Annotated in this window: 7 protein-coding genes; 4 read left to right on the top strand and 3 right to left on the bottom strand. The window is 50.6% G+C overall.

Annotated features, from left to right (window positions below; translation table 11 throughout):
- Positions 1-49: 49 nt before the first annotated feature.
- The 3 genes from B7990_RS10570 to mnmE all read right to left on the bottom strand — a co-directional run bounded on the left by B7990_RS10570 (position 50) and on the right by mnmE (position 4641).
- Complete coding sequence (locus B7990_RS10570) at positions 50-2263, bottom strand: M6 family metalloprotease domain-containing protein (RefSeq protein WP_088640919.1); 2214 nt, start codon at positions 2261-2263, stop codon at positions 50-52.
- Positions 2264-2378: 115 nt separating this feature from the next.
- Positions 2379-3233: a GRP family sugar transporter gene (locus B7990_RS10565; protein WP_254917478.1), complete on the bottom strand. Its 855-nt coding sequence runs from the start codon at positions 3231-3233 to the stop codon at positions 2379-2381.
- Positions 3223-4641 (bottom strand): tRNA uridine-5-carboxymethylaminomethyl(34) synthesis GTPase MnmE, encoded by a 1419-nt coding sequence (gene mnmE / locus B7990_RS10560; protein ID WP_088640918.1) that lies wholly within the window; start codon positions 4639-4641, stop codon positions 3223-3225. The genes B7990_RS10565 and mnmE overlap by 11 nt, the downstream gene beginning before the upstream one ends.
- 515 nt (positions 4642-5156) lie before the next feature.
- On the opposite strand from mnmE, the gene B7990_RS10555 reads away from it, so the two are divergent.
- The 4 genes from B7990_RS10555 to B7990_RS10540 all read left to right on the top strand — a co-directional run bounded on the left by B7990_RS10555 (position 5157) and on the right by B7990_RS10540 (position 12765).
- Complete coding sequence (locus tag B7990_RS10555; protein ID WP_088640917.1) at positions 5157-6155, top strand: aldose 1-epimerase; 999 nt, start codon at positions 5157-5159, stop codon at positions 6153-6155.
- 122 nt (positions 6156-6277) lie between these two features.
- Positions 6278-8593: a glycosyl hydrolase gene (locus B7990_RS10550; protein WP_088640916.1), complete on the top strand. Its 2316-nt coding sequence runs from the start codon at positions 6278-6280 to the stop codon at positions 8591-8593.
- Between the two features lie 310 nt (positions 8594-8903).
- Positions 8904-10790: a T9SS type A sorting domain-containing protein gene (locus B7990_RS10545; RefSeq protein ID WP_088640915.1), complete on the top strand. Its 1887-nt coding sequence runs from the start codon at positions 8904-8906 to the stop codon at positions 10788-10790.
- Between the two features lie 175 nt (positions 10791-10965).
- Positions 10966-12765, top strand: a complete 1800-nt coding sequence (locus B7990_RS10540; RefSeq protein WP_254917477.1) for a glycosyl hydrolase — start codon at positions 10966-10968, stop codon at positions 12763-12765.
- The last annotated feature ends 6 nt before the right edge of the window (positions 12766-12771 follow it).

Raw genomic sequence — 12771 nt, 5'->3', positions numbered from 1 at the left:
ATCATGGCGAGGATGACATATTGTAAAAAAGGGGCTTTCGCCCCAGTTTCTAGTTCATTCGAACTTTATATGATTTTATTATCCGTCCTTCGTTTTCAACCGTCGCGATGACAAACGATTTTCCGCGAATTTCGCCCAAACGAATTTCACAGGATTCGCCATAGAACATTTCCGTTTTAAGAAGCGTTCCGTTGGCATCGAAAAGGTTGACCATCTTACGGCCTGCAATCTTGGAATGCACCATCAAAACGCCATCCATTACAGAGATGCGGACATTCGGCATGGTCGAATTCTTTTTATCCAAGGCAATAGTACCCTTCGAAGAGCTAGACTTTGAGCTTTCCAAAACCGAGGATGCATCAGAAGAACTGCTCATCATTTCCGATGAACTCGAAGTGGCCTCGGCAATAGAGGAGTTCTTTTCAAAAAGACTTGAGGACGACGCTATTTGACTTGAAGAGGAAACAATCCGGCTTGACGACGAAGCGATCCGGCTCGAAGACGAAACATTTTTACTCGACGATGAGACTGCAACACTCGAAGAAGAAACCTTTGCCGAACTAGAAGATACCGTCACGCGCGGGGTACGGCTCCCCCGAGTTTTAAATTCGGCATGATCATCAACGATCTTGATATCATAAACTTCAAGCCCGAGGCTATCGCCGCTCCACGTCACAAAGCCGTTAAAGCTATTAACTCGATTCGTCGGGAATGCGTCACCAGATACCGAATACATATCCGCTTTGCCATCGGCTTCGATCAGATCCACCTTCATCGGGTCCGATGTGTTGACTTCGTTATACGTCCATAAATACCGGTCATAGTTTATATGCCAAATCAAGACGCCTTTATTGGGAAGTCCCTTATCAAAGCCCGTCAGCAAACGGAAATCGACAAAGTAATATTCATTATCCTTTTTAGACGTCAGCACAAGCCCGTCATTTTCCTGAATCGACTTTAGAACAAATGTTGTATCCGAAACTTCTAGATACCTTGGATCAAGCCAGCCCAAGCTAAAGCGTTCAAACGAGGACATGTTTGCGGGAGAGCAAGACGTCGTATACGATCTGTTTTGCGGGCAGTTGTATGACCCGGCATCCATCAGGTCCCATTGACCAGGCGTGTAACGGACTTTCGTTCTCGTGTCGTTGACCTGCACATCGTAATGGTCCTGGAGTCCAAGCACATGGCTAAATTCATGGCAGAACGTCCCGATGCCATTCAACGCGGTCGTATTTCTATTATACATATACGACTGGCCATCAAGTTCTGGAGAGCAAGCGTAACGGTTCATCGACATGTTACGCGTAAGACGCTTTGCAACATTGTATGAATGGGGCCAAATCGCAGATTGCACATCTGTATCCGCAGAGCCGACACCGGCATAGATCATATAGACAAAGTCAACAACCCGATCACCATCGCTATCGTAAGGCGAAAAATCTACATTGCTCGCAACAAGCGAGTCCATCGCTTCGCTAATAGCCTTGACGGCACCGGCCGCCATGTTATTCGGGTTCACTTGAGAGCCGTACGAATCGCGAGTACCTTTCAGAGTAATCGGCCCAGCAACATCAAATGTCGGCTGGTACTTGCCGTTGGAATTTGAAATAAAGAAATCCCTCACGCTGCCGCTCATATAAAAATTGGAATATCCCTCCTGATTGAGGTAATTCAGATATTCTTCGGCGGCATTATCCCGCTTGAACTTGACATCGCTAAATTGGACCAGAACAACAAGGCCACGAACTTCGCCCTCTTTTCGGACAGAATTCAATGCCGGACGTGTCGGAACGCCTGTACTTTGGGTCGTTTCGCCCCTGCCGCCCCATCCCCACTCATTAGCCATCTGGGGAGCACCCGCAGAAGACTGAAGCATCATGGGTCCCAAAGAGGTGTCCGCCTGCTGTTCCTGGAGTTTTTTCAGGCGTTTTTCGCGGAACTTTCTCAAGATTTCGTGAGAATCGCGTTTTTTGAGGAAGTTTTTCTCTTTTGCACCACGTTTGGACTTGGCATGAACCCTCATACCCGTCTTTTTACCATGTTCGTCGGCATAGTTCCAATAACCGGCAGAATCACGAACCACAAGCACACTATCTTCACCAGTCAGCGTGTAATTAAAGTGTTCGTTTCCGACCTTTCGAATCTGCACGACAGAACCATCCGGCTGTGTCGAATTGATTAAAAACGGTGCTGCTTTAACGGCCCACACGGACGCGGAACCGACTAAAGACCCAATCAATATGCACTTCCACCAACTCATACTATAAACATATATTCAGAATCGGGGATGTGCAAAAAAGCAATGCGTTTTTTACATGTTTTCCGTTGACAGAACGCCAACGGCATTAGCAACCGCTACAAAAAGTTACAGCACTTTACATTTTCGACAGTGCAAGCAAGGCTCCGCCACAAAGAATAACAAAAACCGCAATGGCAAGCTTAATCCGTTCCGGCTTGGTCGGGTATTCATGGAAGACGACCACGCCCCAGAGCAAGTTCACCAAAAGATTCAATTGCGTGAGCGGGTAACCAACGGCGTAACCCAAAGCGCCATTCGAATCGATAGCCCAGAAGCAGCCATGCTGTCCGATGACCCAGAGGACACCCATAAACATGGACGTCACAGACGGAGCAACGCCATATTCAAAAAGTGCACGTCGCTTTATACTCAAAATTGCAACCAAAAGTTCTGCGGATACAAAAATACCTAAGGCAAACGAACCCATAAATTCGAGTATGGGGACTTCGGCAAACTTGTAGGGGATGAGGAACAGCCCAAAAATGAGACCGCCCAGAAGGGAGCGCCAATTTCTGAAAATGTTCCCTTGCGGAGGGGCAAGTCGGCTCAAGCCGAAAAGCAAAAGGATTATCGCCGGGATCGAAAAATAAAGCAGCGTGGATTCCGAGAATACAAGTACACCGCTCACAAACGAAGCGAGGATGCTCACGCCCATCGAGCGCACACCGGCACCCGTCAAGTCCTGTTCAGCCTTGACCGCCCAGAAGCAGAACGCGCCTGCAATCACCCAAAGGAAACCGCAAAGGATGCCTACCGGCAAAAAGCGGAACGAGTCCGTCGCAAAAGAGATGCAAAGCTGCCCGATGAACATGCCCAAGGCCATGCAGGAGAGGTACGCCCACGACGAGAACTTGGACCAAGCCTTGAGAGGGACCATGTAAGTGCCGAACGCAAAGACGGCAAGAACGAGACCAACGTAACTATTTCCCAATGCAGAACCCCGCAAATATTTGTTGTAAAACGTCTTCGGACGAGATTTCGCCCGTTATGCTCTGGAGCGAACGGCGCACCAGCTGCATTTCGAAAGCCAAAAGTTCCACCGCCGGATTCGTGCGGATAAGGTCAAGTGCACGGTCGATGCCCGCAAGGGCCTCTTCGAGGCAAGTCTTTTCGCGTTCGCTTGTGATCCAGAGGTCTTCGGAATTTTCAGTTTTCTTGAAAAGGGCGGCGTTCATAGCGCGTTTGAGATCCGCAAGACCCACCCCTGTTTTGGAGGAAATGTGAAGATTTCCGCCTTGGCAAGATGCGCCGACCTGCCGAGATGCGCCCAAGTCGCTCTTTGAAATGACGACAAAATCCGGATGGAGATCCTTCGACTCCACTTCGTTTCGCTCAGGATGACAGGACATGCAACTTTCGTCTCTCGTCTCTAGCCTCTCGTCTAAACTACCGTCCACCACCAGAATCTTCATGTCCGCTTCGGCGAGGATTTCCTTGCTCTTTTCCATGCTAAGCGCATCGAGAGCATCGGTCGCCTTGTCCGCGATACCGGCGGTATCGACAAGGCGGATTTCACCCCCGTCCAGGAACAAGCGGACTTCGACAAAGTCGCGGGTCGTGCCGGGGATGTTGCTCACGAGGATTCTGTCTTCACCGAGGAGCGCATTCACGAGGCTCGACTTGCCCGCATTCGGAGCGCCGTACAAAACCGCAAGCGGCAAACGGCTGACGACAGCCTTGCCCTTAAAACTTTTCAAAATGGATTCTACGCTTTCGCGAATCGCAGAGATTTTCACGCCCCAAGTCGCATAATCCGGGTCAGCTTCTTCTTCGGAGAAATCGACATCCAGTTCGAGGCGGGCCGAGATATCCATGACCTGTTCCGTAAGCGTCTTGACTTTTTTCGAGAGCGCACCGCCGAGCAAGCGATGGGCGTTCCTGAGTTCGTCACGGTTAGCGCTGTGGATCACATCGGCGACAGATTCCGCCTGCACCAAGTCCATGCGACCGTTCAAGAAAGCGCGGCGCGTGTATTCGCCCGGCTCTGCCAAGCGTACGCCTTCGACGCTCTTGATAACCTGAATGAGTTCGCGGACGATAATCGGGTTCCCGTGCGGGTAAAGTTCCAGCACGTCTTCGCCGGTATAGGAATTCGGACCTTCAAAAAAGATGTAGAGGAGGCTATCGATGACTTGCGCCGTTTTACGGTCATCGCCGATCATTGTACGATAGTCACGAGCCGTCGCAAGCTTTGCTTCGCGAGGCTTCAAATTCTTGAACGCCGATTCGCCGAACAAGAGGCGCACCACTTCGCGCACCTTCGAGCCACTCACGCGGATGGCGGCAACGGCACTCACGCCCGCAGGCGTCATCGGAGCAACAATCGTCTGAGAATCCATGAAGAGAAAGATAGTAATTAGCAGTTGGTCATTGGTTATTAGTCTTTAGTCGTTTGATAATAATCGCGATTTTACCGCAGTCGGCAGAACTTTGAGTTCAGCAATCTAAAAAGGAGTGAAATCGAAAAAAGGTCAAAATTTACGTCAAAAAAGGTGAATTTTCAAAGAAATTGACGTAAAATTTCAACGTTGTCTATAATATCTTGAGAAATTTGCGAGATATTGGAGGCAAATTTTTCAAAAAACTGACGAAACAGGCAATTTTTTGAAGGGAAAAGCAGCCCGACGCTACCAAAATCGGGATTTCTCAGCCAAAATCAGTTAATTTGTATAAAATTTTACGTCAAAAAACGAAATTTCCCCATCATTTTGACGTAAAAAACGGCAAAAAATCAAAATCAAGAGAAAAATGCAGTAATTTAAACAGGCTCCCGTCTGTAGCAAGCCTGCGAGCGTTCTCTCGTCTAATTACTAAATTCTCTAATAACTAATAACTATCAACTAGCAACAACGATATGAGCAACTTCAAACTTATTTCCCGTCCTTTGGGCACTGTGCAGTGCTTTGTTTTGCAGCGTGACGACGGCGCTGAATTCGAAATTTTGAGCGGTTATGGCGCAGGCCTCAACGCTTGGCGCCTTCCTGACAATAACGGCAAACTCCAGGACCTCCTTTTCGGCTACCGCGAGGGCGACGACATTTTCAAAATGGGCCCCGACACAAACGCAGGTTGCAGACTCGCCCCGTTCCCGGGACGCGTGGCATACGCCAAATTCAACTGGAACGGGAGCGATTACCAGCTCGTGAACAACGTGAGCTGGGCACCGCATGCCCTCCACGGCTTTTTGCAGAACAAAGAATGGAACCTCCTGAGTTTCGAAAGCGATAGCGAAAAATGCGTCGCGACATTCGGTATCGACTGGCCGGGTGCATTTACGGGTTTCCCGTTTCCCTTCCGCGCGGTCAACAAGATCACGTTCACAGGCGAAAGCTACACTGTCGAATCGACCGTCACGAACATCGGCAAATGCGACCTTCCCTATTCCGAAGGCTGGCACCCCTATTACACGCTCGGTGAAAAAATCAACGGCCTCCAGATGACCCTCCCGGAATCAAACCTCGCAATTCTCGACAAGGCCGACATCCCGACAGGCGAATTCAAGCCGGATACCCGTTTCGTGGGCGGGCGCCTCATCAACGACGAGTTCATCAACGACTGTTTCTGCTTAAACCAGGGCAACGGAACCTTTGTTCTCAAGAACAAGAAAAATTTTGAGAACATTTTAGCCACTGTAGAACTCAAAAGCGACACCAAATCGCTCCAGATTTGGCAAAAGGCAGGCGATGAACAATACAACGCCATCCAGATTTACACACCGCCTGACCGTATGAGCATCGCCATCGAACCGATGACCGCAGAACCCGATACTTTAAACCATCACCGTGACTTAATCATCATCAAGCCGGGCGAAAGCCGCACATTCACTTTCGGGGCAAAGTTCCAAAAACGCTAAAAAACGGGCCCAAAAGGCATCCAAAAATGCCCGTAAACATATTTTTTCCTTTCAAGCAAAAATGCTATTGCATTTTTGCTTTTTTCAATATATTTTGAGAACACGTATCTTAAGGAGAGAACATGGATTTTAAGAAAGTTTTCCTCGCATGCGGCCTTTCAGTCGCCTGCACCGCCTTCGCGGCCCCGTATGAAGCCGAAGACGCAACCATCACCAAAGACGCAGCCGTAGCCTCTAACACAGCCGCTTCCGGCGGTAAATATGTCAAGATGAACGGCGGCGACATCACATTTTCCAAGGTGACCGTCGAAAAAGCAGGCAAATATACCATCGTTCTCCATTACATGAACAATTATGGCGGATCCAAGATTAACAACGTCGAAGTCGGCGGAGCCTCCTCCGCCGTGACATTCGACGTGACCGATAAGGGCAAATTCGCCGACGTCGAAACGGTCATGAACCTTGCAGCCGGCGAGAACACCATCGCCATCACCAATAGCTGGGGCTGGATCGACCTCGACTACATCGAAGTCAAGGGCTACGAAGCCAAGGCGTTCAACCTCTGCAACGCCCCGATCACCAAAACGGCAACCCCGTCCGCCGTCAAGCTTTATAACTTCCTCGTCAACAATTTCGGCAAAAAGACCATTTCCGGCGTGATGACCGGCAACATGGACGCCTACACCAAAGGCGACTTCTCCCAGCACGAAGACGTCCAGGCCGTATTCAAGGCTGGCGGCAAGTACCCGGCACTCGTCGGCTCCGACCTCATGAACGCCACGGGCGCGAACAAGAACGACGGCTGGTTCCAGGAATACACCGAAAAGGCAATCGACATTGCCAAGACCACCTGGAAGAAGGGCGGCATTCCGGCATTCACATGGCACTGGCGTCCGGGTGACGAAGTGGAATTCTACGTCAAGGGCGCTCACGACACCTATACCGAATTCGACTTCACCGAAGCATTTGTCACGGGCACGACCACTTGGGATACACTCTCCACAGCTTACAAGGCCATCGTCGCAGATATTGACCTCGTCTCCAAGATTTTCCTTGACCTCCAGAAAGAAGGCGTCGCCGCCATCTTCCGCCCGCTCCATGAATCCGGTGGTAACTGGTTCTGGTGGAGCACCCACACGGGCAAGCAGTTCGCAGCCCTTTACCAGTTGCTCTACGAACGCATGGTCTTCACGAACGGCGTAAACAACCTCATTTGGGACTTCAACCCGAAGGACGCCGCTATGATGTCCTGGACTCCGGGCGAAACCTACTATGACATTTTGAGCGTCGACATTTACAACGCCGCTAACGATCACCAGAGCAACAGCTCCGCATTCATCGACCTCACGAACAAGGCCGGCACCAACAAGATCATCTCGCTCAGCGAAAACGGCCCGATTCCTGACGTTGACAAGATGTACGAAGATGGCGCTACCTGGAGCTGGTGGATGCCGTGGTACGATTCCTGGTCAGCAGGCTACGTAAGCCAGACCGCAGCAAGCGTATGGCAGAAGAACCTCGCCGACGAACGCATCATCACCCTCGACGAAATGCCGGGCTGGGACAACTACAACGAAGCAGCCGCAGCAACTAACGCTTGCCCGACATCTACGCAGAACGCCAAATTCGGTGCAGACACAGCCAAGGCAAATTCCGGAAATGTAGACCTCCTCATGGGCGTGACCTACAAGGCCATCAACGATAGCGGCGCAAATATCGAATTCAAGAAAGTCCCGAACTTGACCGGCGCAAAGAGCATCGCCGTCACGATCGAAAACAAGGGTTCTGGTGGCGAAATGAACGGCATCTGGATCGGCATGGCATTTGTCCGCGACGGTTCCAAGGACAAGGCTTGGACTTGGGAACAGTCCCCGTCTGATGGTTGCTGGCTCAACGACGGTGCAAAATCCACTTGTGAATTTGCCATCGAGACTTACACCGACGACGCAGGCGTTGAACACCCGATGGACCTCGACAACCTCTTCTCCGTCACCTTCATCTTGGCAGGCGCAAACGGATTTTCTGGCACGGTGCTCTTCGACAACATGGTCACGGACAACGGCATCATCATCAACGGATTCAACAAGAAGACAGAACTCTTCTCGGCCGCAGACCAGAGCAAGGGCCACATCACAAGCATCGAACTTTACAACAAGGATGGTACGCCGGCAGGCACTTCCGCAATCAAGCCGATTGCCGCCGCAAAGAAGGCAAGCATGAGCGTCAAGAACGGAAACGTCTCGCTCACCGCAAACACCTCCGGCTTTGCAAGCATCGACGTGTTCAACATGATCGGCAAGCGCGTTATGACACTCCACCGCGGCAACCTCAGCGCAGGCAGCCACACGTTCAGCCTCCAGGGCCTCAACAAAGGTCAGTACATCATCCGCGCCAAGGGCGCAGGGTTTAACGCCACCCAGAAGGTCCTCCTCAAGTAGATTATAACACAAAAAGCTAAATACACAAAGGCAGTCGCGAAAGCGGCTGCCTTTTCTCGTGTGTGCATTTCGTCACTTTTCACCCCAAAATCGCCAAATAAAGCATTTATTCCGCTTACATTTCCCTGAAGAAATTGCATTTTATCACAGAGCAACTTGACTTCATTTTTATCGAATCTATTTTTCTATTAACGATATTTAGGATGTTTGGGGGTGTGGACATTTTCCACTGTTTTGTCAACACTCAAAAGTCGGGATAGACCTATTTCATCGTTATTTATCTAGTTTCAAAGAAAAACAAGGATATTCTATGAATAGCTTCAAGACTTTAATCGCCGCAACGCTTCTCGGAACCGCCGCTTTTGCAGCACCGGGACTCACCGTAAACGGCACGGATCTCCAATACAACGGCAAGAAGATTTTCTTCTCGGGCACAAACCTCGCCTGGAGCGACTACAACTCCGACGTGGGAGCCTCCCCGCTTGACGAAAATGCTTGGCGCAAGGCCGTGGAAGGCACACGTGCCGCAGGCGGTAACGCAATCCGCTGGTGGCTTTTCAACAACATGAGCCAGAGTCCGACGATTGACGAGTCCACGCATTTGGTCACGGGTCCTAAGGAAAACACTATTGCGAACATGAAGAAGGCTTTGGACATTGCCGAAGAATACGGCGTAATGGTCTCGATGTGCCTTTTCAGCCACAACTTGATGGAACCGAACCAGTGGGGTCTTTACAACGAAAAGCTTGACATCACGGCAAATACGCTCCTTTTCGAAGACGAAGGAACTAAGGCTTTTATAGACAACGTTTTGATTCCGGTTGTGAAAGCCATAGGCAATCACAAGGCACTCATGACTTGGGAAGTCTTTAACGAGCCGGAAGGCATGACGAGCGAATGCAGCGGCTGGACCACCAAGAAGATGGCTCTTGCCAAAATCCAGAAGTTTACGAACAAGGTCGCAGCGGCAATTCACACGACGAACCCGGAACTTCTCGTTTCGACGGGTAGCGTGAACATCCAGTATCAAAAGCACTGGAACGATGCTGCGCTTATCGCTGCGGGCGGCGAGGCAAACGGTACACTCGACTTTTTCCAGACACATTACTACCCGTACTGGCAAAACGATGCTGTGAGTCCGTTCGTGAATACGGCGGCCCAAATGGCAACAAAGTACAGCTACGACAGCAAGCCGATGATTATTGGCGAATTCCCGGCAAGCGGCTGGGCAGGCGACACCTATACGGCAAGCATGGCTGCCAAGACGCAGATTACCACGGAAGAATGCTACCGCAAAGCTTTTGACGGCGGTTACGCAGGCGCTCTCGCCTGGCAGTACATCGGCGACAAGACCGAAGCTAACTTTGGTGGTTACAGCTACACGATTGATCCGGCGCTCAAGGCAATGACTGCTCTCGCCGCAAAAGAAGAGGCAAGCATCAAGATCAAGGACGTGAACATTGAAGGCGGTTCCGGTGGAAACGGCATGATGGCCGTGACTTACGGTGGAGATAACGCCCAGGTGGAATACCAGAACAAGGGCGGCTGGGACCTCTCCGGCGCAACGACTTTCACTTGGACAGCCAAGAACAACGGCGCATCGGACGCAGACCTCTATTTGATTTTCAAGCTTACGGATTCCTGGACATGGACCGAAACGGACGGCAGCTGCAAGGTTCCGGCAGGCGAAAAGGTCACTTGCTCCATTGACATTTCTAGCTTTGCCGACCGCAACAAGACCCTCAGCATCACATTTGCAAACTATGCCGCAGGCTACACCGGCACGGTGATTTACGATGACATCAAGGCTGGCGCCACGACGCTCTTTGACTTCAACACCGACAAGTACGACGCCTTCAAGCGCGGTTACGAAAACACCGAAGAAATGATTCCAGAAATCAGGATTGTCTTCGATGAAAACTACGCCTATGGAAGAACCACGATTTCCAAGAACAAGCTCGCAGCAACCTCCAAATTCACCATCAGCGGCAACAAGATTATGCTCAACACAAAGGCGAAAGGCCAGGTCAGCGTTGACGTATTCGGCATGAACGGAAGAATCGTCGCGACCCTCTTTAACGGAATGCTAGGCGCAGGCAATTACGTGTTCAGCCTTGCCGACATGCCGAAGGGACAGTACATCGTCCGCATGAAAGGCGCTGGAATCACCACGACGCAGCCCGTGATTGTGAAGTAACAAGAAGCTTCGAGAGTCCCGCGAAAAACGGGACTTTTTTTATTGCTTTCACAAGAAGGAGATGCCCGATCAAGTCGGGCATGACAATCCTGCGTTTTGAAAGAAAGTAGTGACGAAAATCCTTTGAATTTGGGGTTCAAAAATATAGATTTACAGCTGGAGATATGGAATGTTTATGAAGACTTTTAATTACACAAATTTTGTCGCTACGGCAACTGTCGCAGCACTTGCGGGTTCCGCTTTTGCCGCCTCCCCCATCCGCTTAGAAGCCGAAGACGCCGTCCTTGCCAATGATCACAAAGTCGTCGTTTCCGAAGATGCAAATGCATCGGGTGGAAAGTTCGTCCAGATGAAAGAAGGCAACCTGGAATTCAAGGTGACTGTAACCGCCACAGGCTATTACACGCTATGGGCCAATTACCAATTGCCAACAGAATCGGGCAACAAAATCCAGAACTTGACCGTCAACGATGTTTCTGCCGGCCAGATTTCTTTCGGCACATCTGACGATTTCAAGACCATCAAGGGCGCGGGCAAAATCAAGCTCACCGCAGGCGAAAACAAGATCGGCATAATCCACAGCTGGGGCTGGGTCAACCTCGACTACATCGAACTCACGGAATACGAAGCAAGCCCGTGGAACATTTCACCGAAGCCTGTCACGCCGGAGCCTACCGAAAGCGCACAGAAACTCTACAACTTTTTGCTCAACAATTTCGGCAAGCACGTGATTAGCGGCGTCATGACGGAACGCCCGTTCGAAAACAACGGCCAGTACACCCCGCAAAACTACGAAACACAAACCGAACTCAGCTACATCAACAAGGCGAGCGGCAAGAACGTGGTCCTCGTCGGTTTTGACTTTTTGCACGCCTCAGGCAAGAATTCCGACCAGCAATGGTATCAGGGTTACACGCATGCTTCGCTCGAAATGGCAAAGACCGTCTGGAAAGCAGGCGGCATTCCGCAATTCAACTGGCACTGGAAAGACCCGATGCACGATGTAGAAGCATTCTACACCGAATCTAGCGGCAACACACCTTTCACGGAATTCAGCATTACCAAGGCTTATGATGAGGCCTCCGACAAGTGGAAAACAGAAAGTGCAGAATACAAGGCAATTGTCCGCGATATGGAAATGATCGCCGACTCGCTTTTGTCTTTGCAAAAAGAAGGTGTCGCCGTTCTTTGGCGCCCGCTCCACGAAGCAAGCGGCAAGTGGTTCTGGTGGGGCACCGATGGTGCAAAGCCCTGCGTCGCTTTGTACAAGCTCATGTTCGACATTTTCGTAAACCAGAAGGGTTTGCACAACTTAATTTGGGTATGGACCACCGACGAAGCGACCGACGCACTCGACTGGTACCCGGGCGATGAATACGTGGACGTTGTGGGCCGCGACTACTATTACTACCCGCGCGAATCAAACCACTCTAGCCTTGTCGGGAGTTTCGAAACCGTCAAGGAAATTTTCGGCGGGAGAAAGATCGTTACGCTCAGCGAAAACGGTTCCGTGCCCTACCCTGACGAAATGAAGGCCGATGGCGCCAACTGGAGCTGGTTCATGCCTTGGTACGGTGACTACGCGATGGAAGGCTGGGCTAACGACAACAACGCCGAAAGCTGGAAAATCGTGATGAACAACGAATACACCTTGACACTCGAAGACATGCCGGGCTGGGACAAGTACGAAATCGTCCCGCCGCCGACAACGGGAATCAAGAACACGTTACATACGCAGAAGGGTACCGCAAGTTTGTCTATTATCGGAAAGAATTTGCAAATTAGCGTTCCGAGCGCTGCTGCCAGCGCAACCGCAAGAGTCGCGATTTTCGACATGCAAGGCAACCAAGTGATGAGTCGTGCCATCAACGGTGCAAGCGCAAGCATCAACTTGAATGGAATTGCAGCCGGGCAATACCTCGTGAAAGTGCAAGGAAAAGGCTTTGCGCAGAACGGGAAAATTTTGGTGAAGTAATATAAA

Source organism: Fibrobacter sp. UWB4 (genome assembly GCF_002210345.1).
Taxonomy (GTDB): Bacteria; Fibrobacterota; Fibrobacteria; order Fibrobacterales; family Fibrobacteraceae; genus Fibrobacter.
This window is presented reverse-complemented; position numbering and strand designations above follow the sequence as displayed.